Source organism: Serratia sp. LSHTC3, assembly GCF_057197125.1.
In genome coordinates, this window is sequence record NZ_JBXUNP010000001.1 from 1,084,711 (window position 1) to 1,108,705 (window position 23,995).

Consider the following 23,995-nt stretch of genomic DNA (forward strand, 5'->3'; position numbering starts at 1 on the left):
GTTTTTACTAACAGGATAGCAGCTGTTGCCGATTCGGCCGGATTTCTATGGCGTTAACCGCCGCGCAGCATCATCGATGCACTGCGCCGCGGGCTGAACTGCCAGTACAGCGCCAGCAACGTAGCGAAGCCCACTGCCCCAAGCAGCAACCAAGGTAGCTCCGGCATGTTCATCGTGCGTCCGGTATCGTACATCCAGCCGCCGCCGGTGTAACCTAACGCGCCACCCAGCGCCAGACCAAGGCGGCTAAAGCCCATATAGCTGCCACGCGCACGTGGATCGGCCAGCGAAGCGCTCAGCGTTTCGCGCGCCGGTTCGGCGATGATCGAACCCAGGTAGAAACAGCAGATCAGCGTGAACACGCCTTGCAGGCTGCTGGCGAGGCCGATCGGCAGCAGGCTGAGCGTCATCAGCAGCAGGCCCGCCATCAGGCGTTGTTCAAGCCGAAAATGTTTTTCACCCCAACGCGCCAGCGGATAGAGCAGCGACAGCGACAGCGCCGCTTCGATCGCGTACATCCATTTCACCGCCGCCGGTGAGCCGGCGATTTCATTGACCACGATCGGCAGCATCAGCATCACCTGTACCGCCAGCATATAGTAGCCGGTCAGCGTCAGGACATAGGTGAGGAAGCGGCGATCGCGCACGACCCGCAACATGCCTTCTTTCATCGGCACGCGCACGGTGGAGATGCGGTAAGCCGGCAGTAGCCAGGCGTTCCAGCCGGCGGCCAGCACGAAGATCGCCGCCCCGACCCAGCAGACAAAGTGGAAGTCGTACTGCAGCAGCCAACTGCCGATCAGCGCGCCGACGACCGCACCGGCGCTGTCCTGCATCATCAGCAGCGAGAAAAAGCGGCCGCGTTCGTGCGGACGGGTCAGTTTAATCACCAAAGCGGTGCGCGGCGGATCGAACAGCGTGCCGCCGAGGGCGGACAGCGCGCAAGAGAACCACAGGATCCACGGCGCATCGGCCATCGCCATGGTGGCGAAACCGGCGGCGCGCAGCAGCATGCCGGTGACGATCATCGGCTTGGCGCCGAAGCGATCGGCGATGGCGCCGCCAAAGATGCCGAGCCCTTGTTGCAGCAGCTGACGCAAACCCAGCGCGATGCCGACGATCAACGCCGCCCATCCCAATTGATCGACGAAGCGGATCGAAATAAGCGGGAACACGACAAAGAAGCCTAAAACCACCAGCAGGTTGTCGAGCAACAGAAAATATTTACCCAAGCTGCGCGCTTGCGATACCAGAGACATGCATCACCATGAGCAATTAAGAGAGAGGGGGAAGGCAACCCCTCCATTCTCTACCCAATTGCCGGACGGCGACAGGTGCGGAGTAGATAATATTTTTTTATCGTCAAGGTGTTACCTGTGCTGCAAAATGGGCGGAAAAACGCCGTAAAACGCGTATTCGGCGATTTACTGAGCGACCGAGGTTTTACCTCGGGGGCGGGCTACGGTTATATTGAATGCAGGGAAGTGCGGTTCTGAAGCGCTATTGGCAAAATAAAATCATGCCATCAGATCGGCATCGGATGATTATCCACGCGGCTTCCCAATAAATACTTCTTATCGAACCGTTTTGACTGCGGGGGAAATGATGTTCGGCTACCGCTCTGCATCGCCAAAAGTACGCCTTACTACCGACCGGATGGTGGTCCGTTTAGTGCATGAACGGGATGCCTATCGTCTGGCGGATTATTATGCCGAGAACCGAGCCTTTCTCAAACCCTGGGAGCCGGTACGCGACGAAAGCCATTGTTATCCTTCCGGCTGGCAGGCGCGTCTGGGCATGATCGCTGAAATGCAAAAGCAGGGCAGCGCCTACTATTTTATCCTGCTCGATCCAGAAGAGCAGGAAGTGCGCGGCGTGGCGAACTTCAGCAACGTGCTGCGCGGTTCGTTTCACGCCTGTTTCCTCGGTTATTCGCTGGGGGAGAAATGGCAGGGACAGGGGCTGATGTTCGAAGCCTTGCAGTCCGCCATCCGCTATATGCTGCGCCAACAGCGCATGCACCGCATCATGGCCAACTATATGCCGCACAACCAGCGCAGCGGCGCATTGCTGACGCGTCTGGGATTCGAACGCGAAGGTTACGCCAAGGATTACCTGCTGATCGACGGCCAGTGGCAAGACCACGTTTTGACGGCATACACCAATAAAGAGTGGCTACCCCCACGTTGAGGCCAAACGATGAAATATGAATTGAACGCCAAAGAGGCTCGGGTTATCGGCTGCCTGTTGGAAAAACAGGTGACGACGCCGGACCAATACCCGCTTTCGCTTAACGCTATTACGCTGGCATGCAACCAAAAGACCAACCGTGAACCGGTGATGGATCTGAGCGAAAGCGAGGTGCAGCAGCTGCTCGATCTGTTGCTGCGCAAACATTTCCTGCGCACCCTCAGCGGATTCGGCAACCGGGTAGTGAAGTACGAGCAGCGGTTTTGCAATTCCGAATTTGGCCAGCTGAAACTTTCGCCCGCCGAACTGGCGGTGATCGCCACCTTACTGCTGCGCGGCGCGCAAACGCCCGGCGAGCTGCGCACCCGTACCAATCGGATGTACGAGTTCAGTGATGTCAGCGAGGTCGAACAGGTGTTGCAACAGCTGGCCACGCGAGAAGATGGCCCGTTCGTGGTGCGCCTGGCGCGTGAGCCGGGCAAGCGCGAAAGCCGATTCATGCATCTGTTCAGCGGTCAGATTGATGAAGCGCCGCCGGCGGCGTTCGAATCCGAGTTCGACGGCGAACTGAGCGCCAGGGTTAGCGCATTGGAAAGCGAAGTGGCGGAACTGAAACGGCAGTTGCAACACCTGTTGGCGAGGGATGCGAATGACTAAATTGCGTGTAGGCGTGGTGGGATTGGGCAGTATCGCGCAGAAGGCTTATCTGCCAATCCTCGGCCAGGCGGCGGATTGGACGCTGGTGGGCGGTTTTTCGCCCAATCAGCAAAAAGCGCAGCCGCTGTGCGACAGCTACCGCATGGCCTGTTTCTCCCGGTTGGACAGCCTGGCCGAACAGTGCGACGCGGTCTTTGTTCACAGCAGCACCGCCAGCCATTTTTCGGTAATAGGCGAGCTGCTGAACCGCGGCGTGCACGTTTACGTCGATAAACCGCTGGCGGAGACGCTGGAGCAGGGCGAGCAGTTGCTTGAGCTGGCCGAGCGGCGAGGCAAAACGCTGATGGTGGGGTTCAACCGGCGTTTCGCGCCGCTTTACCGGCAGCTCAAGCAGCAAATGAACCAGCCGGCCTCCATTCGCATGGATAAACATCGGGCGGACAGCGTCGGCCCGCACGATCTGCGTTTTACCCTGTTGGATGATTACCTGCACGTGGTGGACACGGCGCTGTGGCTGGCGGGCGGCGGCGAGCAACTGCTGAGCGGCAGCGTGCGCGCCAACGCCGCAGGCGAAATGCTGTACGCCGAGCATCACTTCGCCTGCGGCGATACGCAGGTGACGACCAGCATGCATCGCCGCGGCGGCAGCCAACGCGAAAGCGTGCAGGCGGTGACAGACGGCGCGCTGTATCAGTTGACCGATATGCGCCACTGGCTGCGTGAAGATGCGCAGGGCGAGTTGGAACAACCGGTGCCGGGCTGGCAAAGCACGCTGGTGCAACGCGGCTTCGACGGTGCGGTGCGGCATTTCCTTGATGCCGTCGCCAATCAGAGCGCGCCGGAAACCGGCGGCGAACAGGCGCTGCTTGCCCAGCGGGTGGTCGAGCGTTTGCTGCGGGATAACTCTATGTAACATCTGGCGGTAGCTATTCTTTTCCGGATGCGTAAACTGAGCCGATTGTTTCACTGACGCCTGCTGTTGCAGGCGTTGATATTTACGGTACCTATCAGACAACCACATGAACCTACTCAAATCCTTGGCTGCCGTCAGCTCGATGACGATGTTTTCGCGGGTGTTGGGCTTTGCCCGCGATGCGATCGTCGCGCGGGTGTTCGGGGCCGGCATGGCAACGGACGCCTTCTTCGTGGCGTTCAAACTCCCGAATCTGTTACGCCGTATCTTTGCCGAAGGGGCATTTTCGCAGGCCTTCGTGCCGATCCTGGCCGAATACAAAAGCCAGCAGGGCGACGAGGCGACACGCACTTTTATCGCCTATGTCTCCGGGCTGCTGACGCTGGTGCTGGCGGTGGTGACGGTGCTGGGGATGTTGGCCGCGCCCTGGGTTATCTATCTCACCGCGCCGGGCTTTACCGATACGCCCGACAAGTTTGCCCTGACGTCGGCGCTGCTACGCATCACATTTCCCTATATTCTGTTGATCTCGCTGGCGTCGCTGGTGGGGGCGATCCTCAATACCTGGAACCGCTTCTCGATCCCGGCCTTTGCGCCAACGCTGCTTAACGTCAGCATGATTGGCTTCGCGCTGTTCGCCGCGCCGTATTTCCACCCGCCGGTGCTGGCGCTGGCGTGGGCGGTGGTCGTGGGCGGCGTGCTGCAACTGGGTTACCAGCTGCCGCACTTGCGCAAGATCGGCATGCTGGTGCTGCCGCGCATCAAATTGGGCGATGCCGGAGTCTGGCGGGTAATGCGTCAGATGGGGCCGGCGATCCTTGGGGTGTCGGTCAGCCAAATCTCGCTGATCATCAATACTATCTTCGCATCGTTCCTGGTATCCGGCTCGGTGTCCTGGATGTACTACGCCGACCGCCTGATGGAATTTCCTTCCGGCGTGTTGGGCGTGGCATTGGGCACCATCCTGCTGCCGTCGCTGGCCAAAAGCTTCTCGAGCGGCAACCACGATGAGTATTCGCGCCTGATGGATTGGGGGCTGCGCCTGTGCTTCCTGTTGGCGCTGCCGAGCGCCATCGCGCTGGGCATTTTGGCCAAACCGTTGACCGTCTCGCTGTTCCAGTACGGCAAGTTCAGCGCCTTTGACGCGGCGATGACGCAACGCGCGCTGGTGGCTTACTCGGTGGGGCTGATGGGGCTGATCGTGGTTAAAGTGCTGGCGCCGGGCTTCTATTCGCGGCAGGACATCAAAACGCCGGTCAAGATCGCTATCATCACGCTGATCATGACGCAGGTGATGAACCTGGCGTTTATTGGTCCGCTGAAGCATGCCGGCCTGGCGTTGTCGATCGGCTTGGCGGCTTGCCTGAACGCCTCGCTGCTGTATTGGCAGCTGCGCAAGCAGAAGATCTTCCAGCCACAGCCGGGTTGGGCGCTGTTCCTCACTAAGCTGGTGATCGCCGTGCTGGCGATGTCGGCGGTGCTGATTGGCGTGATGTGGCTGATGCCGGCCTGGGATCAGGGCAATATGCTGGAACGTTTGCTGCGTTTGGCGGCGGTGGTGGTGGCCGGTGTGATGGCCTACTTTGGCGTGCTGGCCGGGTTGGGCTTCCGCCCGCGTGATTTTGCGCGCCGCGTCGCCTGAGCCGAATGCAAGAACAAAAAAGGTCGCCTTGGCGACCTTTTTACTTTCCGCGCGGTGCGGCTTACATACGTTCGACGGTTTCGATACCCAGCGTATCCAGGCCGGTTTTCAGCGTTTTAGCGGTCAGCAGCGCCAGCTTCAGGCGGCTCTGACGGGTTTCTTCGCTGTCGGCGTTCAGGATCTGGCAGTGCTCGTAGAAGCCGGAGAACAAGCCGGCCAGATCATACAGGTAGCTGCACATGACGTGAGGCGTGCCTTCACGTGCGACGGTGGTGAGCACCTCTTCGAACTGCAGCAGGCGGGTAGCCAGCGCAATTTCACGCTCTTCGGTCAGCGTCAGCGGCAGTGTCAGGCTGCTTTCGTCGATCCCGGCGCGCTTGAATACCGATGCCACACGGGTATAGGCGTATTGCATATAAGGCGCGGTATTGCCCTCGAAGGCCAGCATGTTGTCCCAGTCGAAGACATAGTCGGTGGTGCGGCTTTTCGACAGATCGGCGTATTTCACCGCGCCGATGCCGACCACGTGGGCCACGGTCTTCATTTCGTCTTGCGGCATGTCCGGGTTTTTGCCGGCGATCAGCTGTTCGGCGCGTTCGATGGCTTCATCCAGCAGATCGGAGAGCTTCACCGTGCCGCCCGAGCGGGTTTTGAACGGCTTGCCGTCTTTGCCCAGCATCATGCCGAACATGTGGTGTTCCAGCGAGACGGACTCCGGCACATAACCGGCCTTGCGCACGATGGTCCAGGCCTGCATCAGGTGCTGATGCTGACGGGAGTCGATGTAATACAGAACGCGGTTGGCGCCCAGAGTTTCGTAGCGATACTTAGCGCAGGCGATATCGGTGGTGGTGTAGAGGTAGCCGCCATCCTTTTTCTGGATGATGACGCCCATCGGGTCGCCGTCCTTGTTCTGGTATTCGTCGAGGAACACCACGGTGGCGCCTTCGCTTTCCACCGCCAGCCCTTTGGCTTTCAGATCGGCGACGATGCCCGGCAGCATCGCGTTATACAGGCTTTCGCCCATCACGTCGTCTTCGGTCAGCGTGACGTTCAGGCGGTTATAGGTCAGCTGGTTTTGCGCCATGGTGATGTCGACCAGCTTGCGCCACATTTTCAGGCAGTACTGATCGCCGCCCTGCAGCTTCACGACGTAAGCGCGCGCACGCTCGGCGAACTCGGCGTCTTCGTCGTAGTGTTTTTTTGCTTCGCGATAGAACTGTTCCAAATCGGACAGGCCCATATCGCTGGCGTTTTCGTTCTGCATTTTTTCCAGGTAGGCAATCAACATGCCGAACTGAGTGCCCCAGTCACCGACATGGTTGGCGCGAATCACTTTATGGCCCAAAAACTCCTGGGTACGCGCCGCGGCGTCGCCGATGATGGTGGAGCGCAGGTGGCCGACGTGCATCTCTTTCGCCACGTTCGGTGCGGAGTAGTCGATAACGATGGTTTGGGGCTCAACCGGCGCAATGCCCAGCTTCGGTGCGTTCAGCACCTGATCGGCCTGGCGGGCGACCCAATCGCTGTTCAGGAAAATGTTGATAAAGCCGGGACCGGCGATTTCCACTTTACCGGCGACGTCGCCGAGATCCAGCAGTTGCACCACTTTTTCCGCCAGCTGACGGGGCGGCATGCCCAGCTTTTTGGCGACTGACATCACGCCGTTGGCCTGGTAATCACCAAACTGCGCCTTGGCGGAAGGGCGGACCTGCGCTTCGCAATCGGCTGGCGCGCCAGCGGCGATCAGCGCCTGGCTGACTTTATCTGAAAGAAGAACCTGAATATTCACCGGGTTACCTTAATGACGAACGAGGGGCTGAAGCCAGCCCCTGCGGGATTCAACGGTGGCGGGCGCGATGTGCGACCGCCACAAAACAGCCTGTAATTGTAACCGATCTGACGGAGCCCGTCAGCAGTTGGCGCGGCCGCTGCGATGAAACAGTTGTCGAGGGCGGCGCGTTGATTGCCGGAAGGTGAAAGCAGAATGATTTGAACAGAATGTACGAAGGGGAGAGTTGCGAAGCTAGCGCTTTTTATTGCGGCGACCGGCATCCAGCGTGTTGGCGCTGCGTGATTTGAAATGACGGTAGATGGCGTATACGGCGATAATTATCAACACCAAGGATATCGTCAGCAATAACATAATGATCATCTCGAATTTAAATTTCCTCCAAAGTAGCTGAGTTGTCTTGGTGAATCAATTGCCCGGGGGTAAATTAAGATAATCCTTAGTTTCACATCAATTAGTGGGGTTTATTGTCTTCTTTTACAATGGGTTGTGCTTATGGTTTTATGTGGTTTCGATAAGTGGATCAGGTTTGATTAAACCAGACTATTCAATCGGGTTGCCCAATGGACTGCAGAGAGTTTTGTGCAAAATAACTTAAATCATAGCGTCATGAAGAAAAGGTATAATGGCTTGCGAAAAATCTTATTTTTTATTTTTCTGTTGCTTTAATAAGCTGTCATCTTAATAAGGGACTGGTTTTTTTATTCTCCCCGTCCGCAACCAAAAATCATTCTGAACTGCCGCCGAAAAACGTCGTAACGGTGGCGAGCACTGCCGCCACCGTGTAAATTACCGCGTTTAACTTTGCGCTCCGTTGTTTTGAGGTTTCTATGACCACTCCCTTGCAGGCCATTGCCGAGCTTGACGATCTGAAGCTCGATTTGCCGCGTTTCGAGCAGGCGCTGCATCAATTTGCCGCCAAATTGCGGCTTGATCTGGCCGCGTTCACCGCCGATCACATCTCCCTGCGCTGTCACCAGAATGCCACCGCCGAACGTTGGCGCCAGGGGCTGATGCAGTGCGGGACACTGCTATCCGAATCGATGATCAACGGGCGGCCTATCTGTCTGTTCGATTTGTCTCAGCCGCTGGCCGTAGGGCCGTGGCGGATAGACTGCATCGAGCTGCCGTATCCTGGGGAGAAACGCTATCCGCACGAAGGCTGGGAACATGTCGAATTAGTGCTCAGTGGCGATCCTCAGACGCTGTACGCTCGGGCGTTGAGCCACCTTGCCGATGAGGCATTGTTGGCGCCGGGGATCAAGCTGAAGCAAAGCTCGCCAAAAGGCGAGGGCGAGCGGCTACCGAACCCGACGCTGGCCATCACCGACGGAACGGTCACGATCAAGTTTCATCCGTATTCCATTCGAGACATCGTCGCCAGCGAACAAGGTTAGCCAGGCAGCGCCGCACAGGCTCGCGCCATGCGATCGAGCGCTTCATCGAGCAGGGCCCATCGGCAACCAAAGTTAAGCCGTACAAAGCGCCGATCGCCGAAGTCCAAGCCGGCGCTTAACCCAACGCCCGCACGTTCGAAGAACTGATGCGGGTTATCTACCGGCAGCGTGCTGCAGTCTATCCAGGCCAGGTAGGTGGCCTCGACGGGCAGCAACGTCAATCCCGGCATGGCGTTGATACGCTTTGTCAGCCGATCGCGATTGGCGCGCAGATAAATCAACTGCTCATCCAGCCAGGGTTGTCCGTATTGATAAGCCGCCTGCGCCGCCACCAGCGCCAACAGATTGACCTCCGGCACGATGCCGCTGCGCGCGCGTTTCAGCTTTTGTCGCAATGCTTCGTTGGGAACGATCGCCATTGAGGCGCCGAGCCCGGCGAGATTAAACGTCTTTGACGGTGACATCAGCGTCACGCTGCGTTGGGCCGCGTCTTCATTCAGGGTGGCGAAGGGGATATGCCGCGCGCCGGGCTCAAGCAGCAGTTCGCAGTGGATTTCATCCGAACAGACGATTAAATCGTGTTCGCGAGCGAACTGATGGTGCTGCAACAACTCCTCTCGGCGATACACGGTGCCACCGGGGTTCTGCGGGTTGCACAGCAACAGGAGTTTTTCGTTGCCGTTGAGCTGATCATGCGTCGAGGAAAAATCCAGTCCCCAACGCTGGTTGACCGCTGTTAGCGATACCGGAAGGTGTTTACGCCCGGCGAATTTGGCCGCTTTGCGAAACGGCGGATAAATGAGCGAGGGGGCCAGCGTGCTCTGATGTTCTTCGGTGCAGGCCCGCACGCACAGGTTCAGGCCACACACCAGGCCAGGCAGGAAAATGATCCATTCAGGCTTGATGTGCCAATCGTAGCGCTCTACCATGCGGCGGATAAAAACCTCAATAAGATCAGGGGATGGGTGGGTGTAGCCGAATACGCCGTGTGCTACGCGGCGCTGCAAGGCTTCGATCACCGCCGGCGGTGAGGTGAAATCGCTGTCGGCGACCCACAGCGGGATGATGTCGCTGCCGCGATATTTATCCCACTTAACGCTGTCACTGTGACTGCGGTCTACCCATTGATCAAAATTGAATGCCATAGTGATAACCCTGAGCCGGTTTATGCCTATGCATGAGCCTACGTGAGAAATGAAGAAATGAACAATTGCCGCCGTATGTTGGCCGTTATCTGGGGGTGACAATGATAAAACTGGAAGTTTGTTGCTTTAGCGTCGACTGTGCGCTGACGGCCGAACGGGCGGGCGCCGATCGCATCGAGTTGTGCGCCAGCCAGAGCGAAGGGGGATTGACGCCGAGCTATGGCACGCTGCGTCTGGCGCGTGAGCGGGTTGCGATCCCGGTGCATCCGATCGTTCGCCCGCGCGGTGGCGATTTCTGCTACGGCGCGGTGGATTTCGAAGTGATCAAACAAGATATCCGCCAAATTCGCGAGATGGGGTTCCCCGGCGTGGTGGTTGGCATGCTGGACGACGAAGGGCACATCGATCTGCCGCGCATGCGCGAAGTGATGAGGCTGTGCGAAGGCATGGCGGTGACGTTCCATCGCGCGTTCGATATGTGCCAGAATCCGATGGTGGCGCTGGAGCAACTGACCGAGCTGGGTGTGGCGCGCATTCTGACCTCCGGCCAGCAGCAGAGCGCCGAACTTGGCCTGCCGTTGCTGCGCGATTTGCGCCAGGCCAGCCAAGGCCCGGTGATCATGGCGGGTGCCGGCGTGCGCCTCAGCAATCTGCATAAGTTTGTCGATATCGGCCTGCATGAACTGCACAGCTCTTCCGGCCATCTGGTGCCGTCGACCATGCGTTATCGCAAGGCGGGCGTCACCATGTGTTCCGATAACGAATTTGACGAATTTAGCCATTATTGCGTGGATGGCGAAATGGTGGAGGCGATGAAAAACGCGCTGGCCTTGGTTGATCCTCTGGCGCAAAGCGCATAAACACGCAGTTAGCCGCGTTTGACAACCGGTTTCCGGGCCGTAAGACCCCTTTGCGTGTCACTGAGCCCTCGGCGATCACGCAAGTACCAGGCCCCGGCGTTTTGCCGGGGCTTTTTTTATGCCGCGAGAGACTATTGCAACGTGTCAGGCGAGAAGTCGAAGATTTCACCCGGGCTAATGCCGCAGGCTAAAATGCGCACCGTATTATTGCCACTGCCGGGATTGACCAAGATATCGTGGATAGTGCGATTGTTGTTCATGACAAAACGCGCGTAGTAAAGGTTGCCGATGCGTATCCAGGGAATAGCCTGATTGCTCTCGACAGTGTCGGTATAGTTATCGTTGAACGAGCGGGCCCAAATGCCAGTCGAAGCTTGCGCGGTAGATTGATCGCCGATAGAGGATGCGATGGCCCAGAATGTCCTCGGTCCCATGCTCCGATGAATACGTTGACCCAAACCTTTGTAGGCCGGGTTGTCGCCAGTGGCTGTCAGAAGATTGCTGTCTACCGTCAGTTTCCCGTCGATAAACCAGCCTGTAGGCTGATTATCAGCACCGATGGCGATCAGATTGCTGTTCGTCAAATAATTTAGCGGGGCCTCATGCAGCTGATAACTGCGCTGTGCAATGCTCAGTGTGCCTCTGAGAATGTTGTAACCCGCTTCATTGTTCAGACTGCCGTTTGTCCACATTGGCATAACGGTGTTGCTGAATGAGAGTTGATACCCAGCGTTAGCTTCGAAGCGAATAGCCTGGGGCGACAGTGTGCCCTTGGGCCCATTGGCGGTAGCGAAGTTAACATTACTGATTTGAACTGGGGTGATATTAGATTGGCTGGTGGATTTTCTTAATACCAGGAATCCCCCAACGGCATCACCATAATCATTGATGTAGGAACCGTTGGCGATTTGAATATTGGCGGAGGAATCTGAGTCGATATCGATGCCGGTACCATTTCTGTCTGCCATGAAATTGCTTAGGCTGAGACCGCCTAAATAGGAAGTTCCTTGTGTTGTGGTTTTGATAAAGATCTTTTTGCCATAAGAGAATACATTCACCATAAACGTATTGTCGTGGCGATCGAAATTGAAAGCACAAGAACCGGCTACGGCGATAGAGGCAGTAACCGCGTTTTCTGTCGGACGCACGACATTGGCATTGACGTGAACATTGGTAAATCTGTTGATGTCCCTGCTTTCATAAACCCTGTAGTCGCAGCGGACTGCCCAACCGTAGATATTCTCAAAGTTGTTGGCTTCTCCTCGAGCTTCAACAAAGTCATAGGCGCCTACATAACGGCAGTTGGCGACTGACAGAGCGCCACCTGCCGTAATGGTGGCACCGTATTGAACGAATGCCTCCGGCTGGGTGGCAGTATATTTTTGATCCGGGTAGAGGAACGACCAACCATCAAAGACAACATTCTTATCGCAGGCGAAACAAACCGTACCCGCGGGTTTCTTGATAATGAAAGCACTGTCGTCCGCAAGGCCTGCCCGATTAGGACCATTGCTTGTGAGGCTTGCAGGGCCTTGAGCAATACCGCGACGGGAGCCTCTCACAGTGACGCCGCTAGCGACGTTGATAGGCTGAGCACTGGTCAGCAGATATTGAGCATTTTCCGAAGCATAGACCACTTTGTTTTTTAAACTCGCGGCATAGTTTAATGTCGCGCTGATTGCTGCATCCGAGGCGGAGGCACCACTGGGATCGGCGCCGAAGTGATCGAAACTAAGTTTCTGCTCCAGTCGTTTCCAGCGGGCTCCTCCCGATGTAACCACCACGGTGCCGTTATTGTCCGCACTGGTTGTATCCGTTTTCGCATAATAGAATTCTCCGCCGCCGGCGAAACGTCCGGCGGCGTGAGAAACTAAAAAGACAATCTGGTCATCTGTAACTGGCGTCAGATTACGCAATTCACTGATATTATTTACACTAATCATATTGCTCATGGTATTTCTCCTGTTGGTTGGCAACATGATTGTCAATCAGACGGGACGATTGAAACAGTCGATAAGGTTTGTAGGACGCTGATACAGCGTAAAGTCAGGCCCCGGCGTTTTGCCGGGACTTTTTTTATGTTTTGTAAAGACCATTTGCCCGTTTCAACGCGGTATCTCGGTCGACCAACCCCCCATATCTTCTTGCGATCGTCATGTCCTGCTGATAAGTTTGTGGGTTAAAATCCTTTAAATATCATAATATTAAATGATTTTTTTGTATGTATTGATGCGGTGAATTATTGGCGTCATGCCTCTCAACGCTGCGTCTGCGTTTTCATGTCCGAACACAGCCTGGCTGATGGCCGGAACATCACAGCACCAATGAGGAGAGCCGTCGGCGCAGCCACAGAGCACGTCGACGGCGGACTTTACAAGGAGATAACGATAATGACCCGAACGGCACACTGTTGGACCGCGGCGCTTTTGCTGACGTTGGCCCTGACCGGCTGCCAGACCGCCAAGCGGCCTGTTTCTACATTGAGTAAGCCGCCCAGCGCAGAAGAAGTTGCGGAGCAAGATAAGCGGCAGCGTGAGGCCGAGCGCATGCAACAGTGCCAGCGCGAACTGGATGCCATGCGCGGCATGGATAACGAGAAATATCAGAAATTCAAACGCGAGTTCGATACCTTGATGAGCGGCGCCGCGCAGTATGCCGGGGTACGTCAGCGGGTCAATACGGGCACGCAGGAAACCGTCGACGCGCTGTATCGTTATCGCACCAGCCGTCTCTGCGCAGACATCAGTTCTGCCATGATGACCGGCCTGGCTGAGCGCGGAGAACGCGCCCAATGACCCCTCGTGCAAGAAAGGCATTACTGAGCCTGATGATACCGCTGGCGTTTGCGCCAGCGGTGGCCGCGGCGGATGACGATGTGCCGGCGTTATTGCAGTTTGCCGAGCGTTATCAGCGGCAGGATGCACCGGCGGCTGATACCGTGGTTACCCCATCTCGGGAAACCCAAAAGCCGGCGTCCCGGCCGATTCAGATTCGTGAAACGGTTGCGCAGAGAAAGCAACTGACGCAGCTGCAAAAGGCGCTGCGTGAGAAAGAGACTCGATTGGAACAACAGCAAGCCGCTATTCAATCACTGCAGCAGGAGCTGACCGCGCTGCGCGTTGCGTCATCCCTGACGGCTGCCGATAAACCGGCACCTGCTCCCGATCTGAGCGCGTTGAGCGACTTCGCCAGCGGCGTGCGACAGGCGCTGAATCTGACGCCGCAGGAACGCAAGGCTCAGGCGCAGATCGCCGAAGCGCAAGCCGCGTTAGCGCGGCAAAAGCAACAAACCGCGGAGCGAGATCGGCGCATTGCCTTGCTGGAACAACGGCTGGCGGCCTTGCCTAAACCAGCGGAAAACGTTCGGCAGCAGGTTTGGGAGGAGAAGCTGGCGGCGGCGCAAACCGCCAACGATAAAGCGCGTCAGCGTTATGAGCAGGACAAAAAAGCGGCCGCCGCTGAGCTGGAACGACAGAAGGCCGAAGCCGCCAAGTTGACGGGGGAACTGCAGCGGCAGCTGGCACAACTGCAGAAAGAACAGGGTGTCCAACGACAACAGGAGGGGCAACAAGAGAAAAGCCTGAAGACAGCGCTGGCTCAGCAACAGGCCGAAGCCGCCAAGTTAACGGGGGAACTGCAGCGGCAGCTGGCACAACTGCAGAAAGAACAGGATCTCCAACGCCAACAGGCCGAAAAACAGGAGAAAAACCTGAAGATGGCGCTGGAGCAGCAAAAGACCGAGGCCGCTAAAGCGACGGGGGAACTTCAGCAGCAACTGGCAGCGCTGCAAAAAGAGCGTGATGACCAACGCCAGCAGGCCGAGCAGCAAGAGAACAGCCTGAAGGCGGCACTGGCAAAGCAGGCGATAGAAGCCGCCAAAGCGACGGAGGAACTGCAGCGGCAGTTGGCGCAACTGCAGGAAAAAAACAAAACGCAAACCGAGCAGGCCAAAACGCTGGAACAACGTCTGGCGGCGGTGACGGCGGAAAGCGCGCAGGCAGCGCAGAAGAGGGATGAAGCGACGCAACGGGCGGATAAAACGGCGGCAGAGCTGGCTGCCGCCCATCAGGCTCAGCAAGCTTTGCAAGACGAACTGAGCGGGCTGAGATCGCGGGCCAAATGGTTGCCGGAGGTGAAAACGCTGAAGAAAAAGCCGGAACAACAGAGCTATGCTGCCGGCGTCGCCCTGGGGCGCGATATCCAAACGATGCTGGCGGAGCGTAAAAATTGGGGCATCACACCCGATAAAACCGTGCTGCTGGCCGGCGTGATCGATACCTTCAACGGCCATTACCAGTTGAGCGATGCGCAGCTGACCCGCGCGCTGGCGGAGTCGGAAAAAGCGGTGAACGACGCCAGAAGCCAGGCGGCGAAGAGGCAAACCAGCAAAGGCGAAGCGTTCGTTGCCGAGTTCAAAAAGAAGAAGGGCACGCAGAAGTCGCCAGCCGGCTTCTGGTATCGCATCGATTATACGGGTGATGAAACCATTGCGGAAAACGCGCGGGTGGATATCGTGGTGAAAGAGAGCTTAACCGACGGCAGCGTGATCCAGGATATGGATCGCAGTGGAAAGGTGATGTCTCAGCCGCTTTCCGCCTATCCGCCGTTGTTCCGCGAGGCGATCGGCCATCTGAAAAATCACGGTTCGCTGACGATGGTGGTGCCGCCGGAGTTGGCGTACGGTGAAACGGGCTATGCGCCGCAGATCCCGCCGAACGCGACGATGGTGTATGAGCTGCGGATTGTCGATGCCGGCAACGGGTAAGTTGAGGCCGGCTCAGGCCGGCCCGATTAGCAAGCGCTAGGGCTTTTTGGCGGTCAATACGGCGCGCAGCGGCGCAGGATAGCCTTCAACCGTTTTGCTGCGATCGTTCGGGTCGAGGAATTCAGCCAGCGACTCGCTGGTCATCCAGTCTGTACGGCGCTGTTCTTCGAGGCTGGTGACGCACATATCGGCGATTTTCACGTCGACGAAGCCGCATTTCTCCAGCCAGCATTTCAGCGCTTCGGCGGAAGGAATGAAATACACGTTGCGCATCTGCGCATAACGGTCGCCCGGCACCAGCACCTGGTGGCGATCGCCTTCCACCACCAGCGTTTCCAGCACCAGTTCGCCTTCAGCTACCAGCTGATTTTTCAACTGATACAGATGATCGAGCGGCGAGCGGCGGTGATACAGCACCCCCATCGAGAACACGGTGTCGAATGCCGCCAGTTCCGGCAACTGCTCGATGCCGAGCGGCAGCAGGTGGGCGCGCTGATCGCCGCCCAACAGCTTGCGCACCGCTTCGAACTGGCACAGGAACAGCTGCATCGGATCGATGCCTACGGCAAAGTGTGCGCCGGCGCCGATCATGCGCCACAGGTGATAACCGCTACCGCAGCCGACGTCGAGAATGGTGCGTCCGGCCAACGGGGAGATGTGCGGCAGCACGCGATCCCACTTCCAGTCGGAATGCCATTCGGTATCGATATCGATGCCATACAGCGAGAACGGCCCTTTACGCCACGGCATCAGGGTGCGCAGCATTTTCTCGACGCCTTCACGCTGGCCCGGTGACAGGCCAGGCTCCATCTCAGCGCGCACGCCGTGCAGCAGATCGAGACGGGTGGGGGTCAGCGTCGGCAAATGCTCCACCGAGTTGAACCACTGCTTGAATTTGCCGTGCAGCGATTCGCGTTGCCAGGCGCTCAGCTGCGCGGGCAGCGTATCCAGCCAGTGGCTGAGGGGGCTCTTGGCAATGCGCTGATAGAAATCACCGAATTCGATCATTGCGCATCCCCCGCTTTCAGGGCGATCAGCGAACCGAAGTTGAAGCACTGGAACCACACTTCAGCATGCTCGAATCCGGCCTGTTGCAGACGCGCCTTGTGCGCCTCCACCGAATCGGTCAGCATCACGTTTTCCAGCATGCTGCGTTTTTGGCTGATCTCCAGCTCGCTGTATCCGTTGGCGCGTTTGAAATCGTGGTGCATGTTGAACAGCAGCTCGCCGACTTCGGCGTCTTCAAAGCTGAACTTCTCCGACAGCACCAGCGCGCCGCCTGGGCGCAGGCCACGATAGATTTTCTCCAGCAGGCGCAGGCGATCGGCCGGCTCGAGGAACTGCAGCGTAAAGTTCAGTACCACCATTGAGGCGTCTTCGATGTCGATGTCGCGAATGTCGGCTTCGATGACATCAACCGGCGTGTCAGCGCGGAAGGCGTCAATATGGCGGCGGCAACGTTCTACCATCGCCGGCGAATTGTCGACGGCGATGATATTGCAGCCGGGCACCTTGATATTCCGCCGCATTGACAGCGTCGCCGCGCCCAGCGAGCAGCCCAGGTCATACACCCGGCTGTCGGGTTGCACAAAACGTTCGGCCAGCATGCCGATCATCGAGATGATGTTGGAATAGCCGGGAACGGAGCGTTGGATCATGTCGGGGAATACTTCGGCGACGCGTTCGTCGAAGGTCCAGTCGCCCAGTTTGGCGATGGGGGCGGAGAAAAGAGTATCGCGGTTTGGCATAGCGGCAAATCAGTTCAGAATTCGAAGCTGCGTAGTCTAACAGAAAAGCGCAAAAAAGCGGAGCGGAAGCAGGCGGCGCGGCCGCCTGATGATAAAACGGGATCAGTGCAGGCTGAAAATCAGATCCCAAGGCAGATAGAAGATATTTGCCAGAACCATCAACAACAAAGAGATATAGGTCGCGGCCATGCCTGAACGGCGCCAACGAACCTCGCGGTTGCGTAAACCGTAGTAATGCACCAGCCGCCCGGCCATCAGCATCAGGCCGCAGAGGTGAATCATCCAGATTTCTGCGCCGTTCATTTCCATGATCACCAGCAATACGGCAGCGATAGGAATGTATTCAACGGCGTTGCCATGCACGCGGATGGCGGTCTGCAATTCGTAGAAACCGCCGTCGCCGTAGGCTACGCGGTACTGCATCCTTAACCTGACTACGTCATAAGAGAGTTTGATCAACAACAATGCGCCGAGCACCACATAAAGCGCGCTTACCATTTTTAACTCCGTTCCCTAACCAAAACTGGCAGCCAGCATCATAGCCGTCATTGTATTCACTGTCGCGGGGAAATATTTGATGTTATTGGTCAGATTAATAGGTCAAAACAGTGCATCTTGTTCTGGCCAGTCTGGCGGCGCAGGCAAATCAGGGATCGCCAGGCGCAACTGCTGCCAAATTTTTTGCGCCTGCTGGGGCGAATCGCCGTTGTCCGGCGTATGAATAAACAGATAGGGCTGATGCTGTTGCTGCCACAGCGGCAGTTTTTGTTGCCAGGCTTCGAACCAGCGCAGGTTATCGGCCAGTTGGTCACCGCCGATAAAGCGCACCAACGGTTGGTCGGCGGTGACCAGAGCGTGTACCGGCAGCTTCGGTTTTTTCTGCTGGGCATCGCGCACGGCGGCGGTATTGGGGGCGGCGTGATGCACCGGGCGGCTGTCGAGGATCACCCGATTGATGCCGCGCTGGTGTAACCCCTGATTCAACGCGCGCTCTTCCTCACCCTTGGCGAAAAACGCCGGATGACGCACTTCTACGCCGTAAGTGAATTCCTGCGGCAGGCTTTCGAAGAACTGCCACATGCGCGGCAGCTCATCGGGGCCGAAGGCGGCGGGCAGCTGCAGCCACAACTGGCCGATGCGCTGATGCACCGGGCCCAGGCAGTGGTAAAATGCCTGTAGCTCGGCGGCGCAGTTGCGCAGGGCGGCCTTGTGGCTGATGTCCGACGGGAATTTGAAGCAGAAGCGAAAATCGTCGCCGGTCATGTCGCGCCAGCGCTGCACGATTTCCAGTTTCGGCAGCGCGTAGAAGGTGGTGTTGCCTTCCACGCAGTTGAAGTAGCGGCTGTAATCCGCCAAATCACGCAGCCCGATACGATTCCAGGCTGAATGTTGCCACTGCGGCAGTCCGATGTAGATCACGGCGTCGTCTTCCTTTACTTGTGCTTGGCTTATCAGGCTACAACTTAACGTTACCGCTCGAGCGCGGCAAGAATTTCGCCGGTGTCGCGCACCCGCGCCAAACGCGGGAAGATGTGTTCGAACGCGAAACGGTGCATTTCCGCGTTCTGCGCACTGCAGACGTCTTCGGCGATCACCAGTTCATAGCCGTGCTCCCAGGCGGCGCGGGCGGTGGACTCCACGCCGATATTGGTGGAAATGCCGCCCAGCACCACGGACTTGATGCCGCGGCGGCGCAGCTGCAAGTCCAGATCGGTGCCGTAGAAGGCGCCCCATTGGCGTTTGGTGATCAGAATATCGTTGTCGCAGACCGCCAGCGGCGCGGGGAATTCCCACCAGCTGGCCGGCAAACCGCCGGCGGGCGCGGGAGCCGGTTTATCCACCGGTTGTTTCAGCGCTTCGGCGAAGGAGTCTGACCAACCGACGCGCACCAACAGCACCGGCGCGCCCAGCATGCGAAAACGGGCGGCCAGCAGGGCGGCGTTCGCCACCACCTGGCCGGCGCTGTGCGGGCCGCCGGCGTAAGGCAGAATGCCGTTTTGCAAATCGATCAGCACCAGAGCGGTGGTTTGGGCGTCAAGTTTCAGCATGGATTTCATCTCGTTGCGAAGTGGATAAAAACTGTTCGGCGCGTCGGGCGAGCTGCGTTCGGCGCAAAACCGGGGGAGAATCAGGCTACGTGAAAAAACTGTCGCAGGTTAATGGGAAATTTGTTAACCGATGTGTTGATTCGAACAAAAACGCGCTATTTAGTGCAGTAACAATGCTGTGTTCGCACTTATCGGGCGGATGAATTTCCTTTATAATGACTCCCTTTTTTCAACACTCTTTAATCCAACGACCTATGCCGATTTATGAATATGCATGTGGTGCTTGCAACCATCGGTTAGAGAAATTGCAAAAATTTTCCGATGCGCCGCTGGCAGACTGCCCGGCGTGTGGGCAGCCCGCGTTGACCAAGTTGATTTCATCTTCCGGTTTCCAGCTTAAGGGCACCGGCTGGTATGCGACGGATTTTAAACCGGACAACAAGTAGAATTTATCAGATAACAGCCGCGCGACAGGGGCGCAGTAGCCCGGCGCGGCATCGGCTGTGTAAAAGGATAGCGTATGCGTACTGAATATTGCGGGCAGTTGAATCTGTCCCACGTGGGCCAGGAAGTCACTCTGTGTGGTTGGGTCAATCGTCGTCGCGATCTGGGCGGCCTGATCTTTATTGATATGCGCGACCGTGAAGGCATCGTGCAGGTGTTCTTCGACCCGGACGAGAAAGTGGCGTTCGACAAGGCCTATGACCTGCGCAATGAATTTTGCATCCAGATCGTCGGCACCGTGCGTGCGCGTCCGGACAGCCAGATCAATAAAGATATGGCCACCGGCGAAGTGGAAGTGTTCGCCCACGCGCTCGAGATCATCAACCGCTCCGAGCCGCTGCCGCTGGACTCCAACCAGGTCAACAGCGAAGAAGCGCGCCTGAAATACCGTTACCTCGATCTGCGTCGCCCGGAAATGGCCGAGCGTCTGAAGACCCGCGCCAAAATCACCAGCTTCGTACGTCGCTTTATGGACAGCCACGGTTTCCTCGACATCGAAACGCCGATGCTGACCAAAGCGACGCCGGAAGGCGCCCGCGATTACCTGGTGCCGAGCCGCGTGCACAAGGGCAAATTCTACGCGCTGCCGCAGTCTCCGCAGCTGTTTAAACAGCTGCTGATGATGTCCGGCTTCGATCGTTACTATCAGATCGTCAAATGCTTCCGTGACGAAGACCTGCGTGCGGACCGTCAGCCTGAATTTACTCAAATCGACGTCGAAACCTCCTTCATGACCGCCGAGCAGGTGCGTGAAGTGATGGAGAAGCTGGCGCGTGAACTGTGGCTGGACGTGAAGGGCGTGGATCTGGGCGATTTCCCGGTCATGACCTTCGCCGAAGCGATGCGTCGCTTTGGTTCCGATAAGCCGGACCTGCGTAACCCGCTGGAGCTGGTGGACGTGGCTGACCTGGTCAAGGACGTCGAGTTCAAAGTGTTCTCCGGCCCGGCCAATGACGCCAAAGGCCGCGTGGCGGCGATCCGCGTACCGGGCGGCGCACAGCTGACCCGCAAGCAGATCGACGAGTACGGTGCTTTCGTCAACATCTACGGCGCTAAAGGCCTGGCCTGGCTGAAGGTCAACGACCGCGCCGCCGGCATGGAAGGCGTGCAGAGCCCGATCGCCAAATTCCTCAGCGCGGAAGTGCTGGAAGCCGTCCTGGCGCGCACCGATGCGCAGACCGGCGACATCCTGTTCTTCGGCGCAGACAGTTTCAAGATTGTCACCGATGCGATGGGCGCGCTGCGCCTGAAGCTGGGTCGCGATCTGGGGCTGACCCAACTCGACAACTGGGCGCCGCTGTGGGTGGTCGACTTCCCGATGTTCGAAGAAGACGAAGAGGGCGGCCTGGCGGCGATGCACCACCCGTTCACCTCGCCGCGCGACATGAGCCCGGAAGAGCTGGCCGCCGCGCCGGTCAACGCCATCGCCAACGCCTATGACATGGTGATCAACGGTTACGAAGTGGGCGGCGGTTCGGTGCGTATTCACCGCAGCGAAATGCAGCAGACGGTATTCAGCATTCTGGGCATCGACGAACACGAACAGCGCGAGAAGTTCGGCTTCCTGCTGGACGCGCTGAAGTACGGCACGCCGCCGCACGCCGGCCTGGCTTTCGGCCTGGACCGTCTGGTGATGCTGCTGACCGGCACCGACAACATCCGCGACGTTATCGCCTTCCCGAAAACCACCGCGGCGGCCTGTCTGATGACCGATGCACCGAGCTTCGCCAACCCGGCGGCGCTGCAGGAGCTGGCGATCAGCGTGGTAAAGAAAGCCGGTGCGGAACAAGAGAGCGAGTGATGAGTTACAAGCGCCCTGAATCTATCCTGGTAGTGATTTACGCGAAATCCAGTGGTCGGGTGCTGATGTTACAGCGGCGCGACGATACCGAGTTCTGGCAGTCGGTCACCGGCAGCCTGGAACAGGATGAGTCGCCGCCGCATGCCGCGCGGCGTGAGGTCATGGAAGAAGTGGGCATCGATATCGAAGCAGAGCACCTGCCGTTGTTCGATTGCCAGCGCTGCGTGGAGTTTGAACTCTTTGTCCATTTGCGACATCGCTATGCGCCGGGAACCACGCGCAATAAAGAGCACTGGTTCTGTCTGGCGTTGCCCGAGGAGCGCGATCCGGTGATTACCGAGCATCACGCTTACCAATGGCTTGAGGCGGCCGAGGCCGTGAAGTTGACCAAGTCGTGGAGCAATCAGCAGGCGATTGAAGAGTTCGTGATCAATTCAGTCCAGTAGTTTTTTTCGGAGATTTTTTATGGCAGGTCATAGTAAGTGGGCCAACACAAAGCACCGTAAAGCGGCGCAGGACGCCAAGCGCGGTAAAATTTTCACCAAGATTATTCGTGAGCTGGTCACGGCCGCTAAGCTGGGCGGCGGCGATCCGGATTCCAACCCGCGTCTGCGCGCGGCGATGGACAAGGCGCTGTCGAACAACATGACGCGCGACACCATGAATCGTGCAATCGCGCGCGGCGTGGGCGGCGATGATGATACCAATATGGAAACCATCATCTATGAAGGCTACGGCCCTGGCGGCACCGCCGTCATGATCGAATGCCTGAGCGACAACCGCAACCGCACCGTGGCGGAAGTGCGCCACGCCTTTACCAAATGCGGCGGCAACCTCGGCACCGACGGTTCCGTGGCTTATCTGTTCACCAAGAAGGGCGTGATCACCTACGCACCGGGCCTGGATGAAGACAGCGTAATGGAAGCGGCGTTGGAAGCCGGTGCGGAAGACATCGTGACCTATGACGATGGCGCCATCGACGTGTTCACCGCCTGGGAAAGCCTGGGCGCGGTGAAAGACGCGCTGACCGCGGCGGGCTTCGAAGCCGAAGCGGCGGAAGTGTCGATGATCCCATCGACCAAGGCCGACATGGACGCGGAAACCGCGCCTAAGCTGTTGCGCCTGATCGATATGCTGGAAGACTGCGACGACGTGCAGGAAGTTTACCATAACGGTGAAATCTCCGACGAAGTGGCGGCGACGCTGTAATCCGGTAAAACGGGCGCCGCCGTTCGGCGGCGCCGTGCATGCAAGGTGGATGTAGATATGGCGATCATACTCGGTATCGATCCCGGCTCGCGCGTCACCGGCTATGGCCTTATCCGCCAGCAGGGGCGCCAGTTGAGCTATATCGCCAGCGGCTGCATCCGCACGGTGGTGGACGACATGCCGACGCGGCTGAAGCTGATTTACGCCGGCGTCAGCGAGATCATCACCCAGTTTCAGCCCGATTTCTTCGCCATCGAACAGGTGTTTATGGCCAAGAACCCGGATTCGGCGCTCAAGCTTGGCCAGGCGCGCGGCGTCGCAATCGTGGCGGCGGTGAATCAGAACCTGGAAGTGTTCGAGTATGCGGCGCGGCAGGTCAAACAAACCGTGGTCGGCACCGGCGCGGCCGAAAAGGCGCAGGTACAGCACATGGTGCGCTCGCTGCTCAAACTCTCGGCAAACCCGCAGGCGGATGCCGCGGATGCCCTGGCCATCGCTATCACCCACTGCCATCTCAGCCAGAACGTGCTGCGAATGAGCGAAGGGCGGCTGAACCTGGCGCGCGGGCGTTTGCGCTGACGCGAAACGATGATTGCTCAGGCTGGATATTCATCCAGCCTTTTTTATGTTATAAGCTTTACCAGCAACGGCATGGCAGGGCGCCATGCCCGGTAATTCTGCAGGAGGGTAAATGATAGGTCGTCTCAGAGGAAATATTCTGGAAAAGCAGCCGCCGCTGGTGTTACTGGAGGCGAACGGCGTGGGTTATGAAGTGCACATGCCGATGACCTGCTTTTACGAGCTGCCGGAACTGGGGCAAGAGGCCATCGTGTTTACCCACTTCGTGGTGCGTGAAGACGCGCAGCTGCTGTACGGTTTCAACGACAAGCAGGAGCGCGCGCTGTTCCGCGAGCTGATTAAGGTCAACGGCGTCGGGCCGAAACTGGCGCTCGCCATCCTGTCGGGCATGTCCGCGCAGCAGTTCGTCAGCGCGGTGGAGCGCGAAGAGATCACCGCACTGGTCAAGCTGCCGGGCGTGGGCAAGAAAACCGCCGAGCGCCTGGTGGTCGAGATGAAAGACCGCTTCAAAGGGCTGAACGGCGATCTGTTCAACAACAGCAGCGAGATCAGCCTGCCGGCCGCCGCCGACAAAACGCCGGAAGCGGACGCAGAAGCCGAAGCTGTCTCGGCGCTGGTGGCGCTGGGCTATAAGCCGCAGGAAGCCAGCCGCATGGTCAGCAAGATTGCCAAGCCGGGCGCCGACTGCGAAACCCTGATCCGCGACGCGCTGCGCGCCGCCCTGTAAGGCCGAAAAGGGGTAGAT

The 23,995-nt window shown here is 58.1% G+C and carries 23 protein-coding genes; 14 read left to right on the forward strand and 9 right to left on the reverse strand.

Annotated elements, in window-relative coordinates; translation table 11 throughout:
• Positions 1-53 precede the first annotated feature (53 nt).
• Positions 54-1,259 (reverse strand): multidrug efflux MFS transporter MdtH, encoded by a 1,206-nt coding sequence (gene mdtH / locus AC2CGI_RS05215; RefSeq protein ID WP_033632833.1) that lies wholly within the window; start codon positions 1,257-1,259, stop codon positions 54-56.
• 346 nt (positions 1,260-1,605) lie between these two features.
• On the opposite strand from mdtH, the gene rimJ reads away from it, so the two are divergent.
• The 4 genes from rimJ to murJ all read left to right on the forward strand — a co-directional run bounded on the left by rimJ (position 1,606) and on the right by murJ (position 5,402).
• The gene (rimJ, locus tag AC2CGI_RS05220) at positions 1,606-2,190 is read left to right on the forward strand and encodes a ribosomal protein S5-alanine N-acetyltransferase (protein ID WP_004929636.1); all 585 of its coding nucleotides are present in this window, start codon (positions 1,606-1,608) and stop codon (positions 2,188-2,190) included.
• Between the two features lie 9 nt (positions 2,191-2,199).
• A complete protein-coding gene (locus AC2CGI_RS05225; RefSeq protein WP_076740754.1) occupies positions 2,200-2,847 on the forward strand; it encodes a YceH family protein in 648 nt (215 codons plus the stop codon).
• Positions 2,840-3,760, forward strand: coding sequence for a Gfo/Idh/MocA family protein (locus AC2CGI_RS05230; RefSeq protein WP_033640093.1), 921 nt, complete (start codon positions 2,840-2,842; stop codon positions 3,758-3,760). Before AC2CGI_RS05225 ends, AC2CGI_RS05230 begins: the two co-directional genes overlap by 8 nt.
• A gap of 106 nt (positions 3,761-3,866) precedes the next feature.
• Positions 3,867-5,402 carry a murein biosynthesis integral membrane protein MurJ gene (murJ, locus tag AC2CGI_RS05235; RefSeq protein ID WP_048323863.1) on the forward strand — a complete coding sequence of 512 codons (1,536 nt, stop codon included), beginning with the start codon at positions 3,867-3,869 and terminating at the stop codon, positions 5,400-5,402.
• Between the two features lie 61 nt (positions 5,403-5,463).
• Here murJ and argS read toward each other — a convergent pair whose 3' ends face one another.
• Positions 5,464-7,194: an arginine--tRNA ligase gene (gene argS, locus AC2CGI_RS05240; protein ID WP_076740755.1), complete on the reverse strand. Its 1,731-nt coding sequence runs from the start codon at positions 7,192-7,194 to the stop codon at positions 5,464-5,466.
• 830 nt (positions 7,195-8,024) lie between these two features.
• Between argS and AC2CGI_RS05245 the strand changes: the two genes are divergently transcribed.
• Positions 8,025-8,591 (forward strand): VOC family protein, encoded by a 567-nt coding sequence (locus AC2CGI_RS05245; RefSeq protein ID WP_004929646.1) that lies wholly within the window; start codon positions 8,025-8,027, stop codon positions 8,589-8,591.
• Here the strand turns inward: AC2CGI_RS05245 and AC2CGI_RS05250 are convergent.
• Positions 8,588-9,736 (reverse strand): MalY/PatB family protein, encoded by a 1,149-nt coding sequence (locus tag AC2CGI_RS05250; RefSeq protein ID WP_076740756.1) that lies wholly within the window; start codon positions 9,734-9,736, stop codon positions 8,588-8,590. The genes AC2CGI_RS05245 and AC2CGI_RS05250 overlap by 4 nt on opposite strands.
• Before the next feature lie 101 nt (positions 9,737-9,837).
• Between AC2CGI_RS05250 and cutC the strand changes: the two genes are divergently transcribed.
• Positions 9,838-10,596 carry a copper homeostasis protein CutC gene (gene cutC / locus AC2CGI_RS05255; RefSeq protein WP_015378138.1) on the forward strand — a complete coding sequence of 253 codons (759 nt, stop codon included), beginning with the start codon at positions 9,838-9,840 and terminating at the stop codon, positions 10,594-10,596.
• Between the two features lie 131 nt (positions 10,597-10,727).
• Here the strand turns inward: cutC and AC2CGI_RS05260 are convergent, their stop codons facing one another.
• Positions 10,728-12,548 carry an exopolysaccharide biosynthesis protein gene (locus AC2CGI_RS05260; protein ID WP_076740757.1) on the reverse strand — a complete coding sequence of 607 codons (1,821 nt, stop codon included), beginning with the start codon at positions 12,546-12,548 and terminating at the stop codon, positions 10,728-10,730.
• A gap of 438 nt (positions 12,549-12,986) precedes the next feature.
• Between AC2CGI_RS05260 and AC2CGI_RS05265 the strand changes: the two genes are divergently transcribed.
• Both AC2CGI_RS05265 and AC2CGI_RS05270 read left to right on the forward strand, forming a co-directional pair.
• A complete protein-coding gene (locus AC2CGI_RS05265; RefSeq protein ID WP_015378136.1) occupies positions 12,987-13,391 on the forward strand; it encodes a hypothetical protein in 405 nt (134 codons plus the stop codon).
• Positions 13,388-15,361, forward strand: a complete 1,974-nt coding sequence (locus AC2CGI_RS05270; protein WP_232471540.1) for an FKBP-type peptidyl-prolyl cis-trans isomerase N-terminal domain-containing protein — start codon at positions 13,388-13,390, stop codon at positions 15,359-15,361. The genes AC2CGI_RS05265 and AC2CGI_RS05270 overlap by 4 nt, the downstream gene beginning before the upstream one ends.
• A 36-nt stretch (positions 15,362-15,397) precedes the next feature.
• Here AC2CGI_RS05270 and cmoB read toward each other — a convergent pair whose 3' ends face one another.
• From cmoB to AC2CGI_RS05295, 5 genes are all read right to left on the reverse strand, one after another.
• Positions 15,398-16,369 (reverse strand): tRNA 5-methoxyuridine(34)/uridine 5-oxyacetic acid(34) synthase CmoB, encoded by a 972-nt coding sequence (gene cmoB / locus AC2CGI_RS05275; protein ID WP_015378134.1) that lies wholly within the window; start codon positions 16,367-16,369, stop codon positions 15,398-15,400.
• On the reverse strand, positions 16,366-17,109 hold the full coding sequence (cmoA, locus tag AC2CGI_RS05280; protein ID WP_033632842.1) for a carboxy-S-adenosyl-L-methionine synthase CmoA: 744 nt from the start codon (positions 17,107-17,109) through the stop codon (positions 16,366-16,368). The genes cmoB and cmoA overlap by 4 nt, the downstream gene beginning before the upstream one ends.
• Before the next feature lie 102 nt (positions 17,110-17,211).
• Positions 17,212-17,607, reverse strand: a complete 396-nt coding sequence (locus AC2CGI_RS05285) for an MAPEG family protein (RefSeq protein WP_004932387.1) — start codon at positions 17,605-17,607, stop codon at positions 17,212-17,214.
• 102 nt (positions 17,608-17,709) lie between these two features.
• The gene (locus AC2CGI_RS05290) at positions 17,710-18,525 is read right to left on the reverse strand and encodes a DUF72 domain-containing protein (protein ID WP_088382062.1); all 816 of its coding nucleotides are present in this window, start codon (positions 18,523-18,525) and stop codon (positions 17,710-17,712) included.
• Between the two features lie 53 nt (positions 18,526-18,578).
• Positions 18,579-19,157: a hydrolase gene (locus AC2CGI_RS05295; protein ID WP_004932381.1), complete on the reverse strand. Its 579-nt coding sequence runs from the start codon at positions 19,155-19,157 to the stop codon at positions 18,579-18,581.
• A 254-nt stretch (positions 19,158-19,411) separates the two neighbouring features.
• On the opposite strand from AC2CGI_RS05295, the gene AC2CGI_RS05300 reads away from it, so the two are divergent.
• The 6 genes from AC2CGI_RS05300 (at position 19,412) to ruvA (ending at position 23,977) form a co-directional block, all read left to right on the forward strand.
• Positions 19,412-19,603, forward strand: a complete 192-nt coding sequence (locus AC2CGI_RS05300; protein ID WP_076740759.1) for an FmdB family zinc ribbon protein — start codon at positions 19,412-19,414, stop codon at positions 19,601-19,603.
• Positions 19,604-19,677: 74 nt separating this feature from the next.
• A complete protein-coding gene (gene aspS / locus AC2CGI_RS05305; protein ID WP_015378132.1) occupies positions 19,678-21,462 on the forward strand; it encodes an aspartate--tRNA ligase in 1,785 nt (594 codons plus the stop codon).
• The gene (nudB, locus tag AC2CGI_RS05310; protein ID WP_004932373.1) at positions 21,462-21,908 is read left to right on the forward strand and encodes a dihydroneopterin triphosphate diphosphatase; all 447 of its coding nucleotides are present in this window, start codon (positions 21,462-21,464) and stop codon (positions 21,906-21,908) included. Before aspS ends, nudB begins: the two co-directional genes overlap by 1 nt.
• A 19-nt stretch (positions 21,909-21,927) precedes the next feature.
• Positions 21,928-22,671, forward strand: a complete 744-nt coding sequence (locus tag AC2CGI_RS05315) for a YebC/PmpR family DNA-binding transcriptional regulator (RefSeq protein ID WP_004932370.1) — start codon at positions 21,928-21,930, stop codon at positions 22,669-22,671.
• A 57-nt stretch (positions 22,672-22,728) separates the two neighbouring features.
• Complete coding sequence (gene ruvC, locus AC2CGI_RS05320; protein WP_004932367.1) at positions 22,729-23,250, forward strand: crossover junction endodeoxyribonuclease RuvC; 522 nt, start codon at positions 22,729-22,731, stop codon at positions 23,248-23,250.
• Between the two features lie 112 nt (positions 23,251-23,362).
• On the forward strand, positions 23,363-23,977 hold the full coding sequence (gene ruvA, locus AC2CGI_RS05325) for a Holliday junction branch migration protein RuvA (protein ID WP_004932365.1): 615 nt from the start codon (positions 23,363-23,365) through the stop codon (positions 23,975-23,977).
• The last annotated feature ends 18 nt before the right edge of the window (positions 23,978-23,995 follow it).

What these genes read in the sequence shown, in the direction of transcription:
- cmoB (WP_015378134.1), bottom strand. Translation starts at nt 16,369, where the DNA reads ATGATCGAATTCGGTGATTTCTATCAGCGCATTGCCAAGAGCCCCCTC.
- AC2CGI_RS05285 (WP_004932387.1), bottom strand. Translation starts at nt 17,607, where the DNA reads ATGGTAAGCGCGCTTTATGTGGTGCTCGGCGCATTGTTGTTGATCAAA.
- murJ (WP_048323863.1), top strand. Translation starts at nt 3,867, where the DNA reads ATGAACCTACTCAAATCCTTGGCTGCCGTCAGCTCGATGACGATGTTT.
- AC2CGI_RS05225 (WP_076740754.1), top strand. Translation starts at nt 2,200, where the DNA reads ATGAAATATGAATTGAACGCCAAAGAGGCTCGGGTTATCGGCTGCCTG.
- AC2CGI_RS05230 (WP_033640093.1), top strand. Translation starts at nt 2,840, where the DNA reads ATGACTAAATTGCGTGTAGGCGTGGTGGGATTGGGCAGTATCGCGCAG.
- AC2CGI_RS05300 (WP_076740759.1), top strand. Translation starts at nt 19,412, where the DNA reads ATGCCGATTTATGAATATGCATGTGGTGCTTGCAACCATCGGTTAGAG.
- cmoA (WP_033632842.1), bottom strand. Translation starts at nt 17,109, where the DNA reads ATGCCAAACCGCGATACTCTTTTCTCCGCCCCCATCGCCAAACTGGGC.
- ruvC (WP_004932367.1), top strand. Translation starts at nt 22,729, where the DNA reads ATGGCGATCATACTCGGTATCGATCCCGGCTCGCGCGTCACCGGCTAT.
- AC2CGI_RS05250 (WP_076740756.1), bottom strand. Translation starts at nt 9,736, where the DNA reads ATGGCATTCAATTTTGATCAATGGGTAGACCGCAGTCACAGTGACAGC.
- AC2CGI_RS05260 (WP_076740757.1), bottom strand. Translation starts at nt 12,548, where the DNA reads ATGAGCAATATGATTAGTGTAAATAATATCAGTGAATTGCGTAATCTG.
- rimJ (WP_004929636.1), top strand. Translation starts at nt 1,606, where the DNA reads ATGTTCGGCTACCGCTCTGCATCGCCAAAAGTACGCCTTACTACCGAC.
- mdtH (WP_033632833.1), bottom strand. Translation starts at nt 1,259, where the DNA reads ATGTCTCTGGTATCGCAAGCGCGCAGCTTGGGTAAATATTTTCTGTTG.
- AC2CGI_RS05245 (WP_004929646.1), top strand. Translation starts at nt 8,025, where the DNA reads ATGACCACTCCCTTGCAGGCCATTGCCGAGCTTGACGATCTGAAGCTC.
- ruvA (WP_004932365.1), top strand. Translation starts at nt 23,363, where the DNA reads ATGATAGGTCGTCTCAGAGGAAATATTCTGGAAAAGCAGCCGCCGCTG.
- nudB (WP_004932373.1), top strand. Translation starts at nt 21,462, where the DNA reads ATGAGTTACAAGCGCCCTGAATCTATCCTGGTAGTGATTTACGCGAAA.
- AC2CGI_RS05270 (WP_232471540.1), top strand. Translation starts at nt 13,388, where the DNA reads ATGACCCCTCGTGCAAGAAAGGCATTACTGAGCCTGATGATACCGCTG.
- AC2CGI_RS05265 (WP_015378136.1), top strand. Translation starts at nt 12,987, where the DNA reads ATGACCCGAACGGCACACTGTTGGACCGCGGCGCTTTTGCTGACGTTG.
- AC2CGI_RS05295 (WP_004932381.1), bottom strand. Translation starts at nt 19,157, where the DNA reads ATGCTGAAACTTGACGCCCAAACCACCGCTCTGGTGCTGATCGATTTG.
- aspS (WP_015378132.1), top strand. Translation starts at nt 19,678, where the DNA reads ATGCGTACTGAATATTGCGGGCAGTTGAATCTGTCCCACGTGGGCCAG.
- cutC (WP_015378138.1), top strand. Translation starts at nt 9,838, where the DNA reads ATGATAAAACTGGAAGTTTGTTGCTTTAGCGTCGACTGTGCGCTGACG.
- AC2CGI_RS05315 (WP_004932370.1), top strand. Translation starts at nt 21,928, where the DNA reads ATGGCAGGTCATAGTAAGTGGGCCAACACAAAGCACCGTAAAGCGGCG.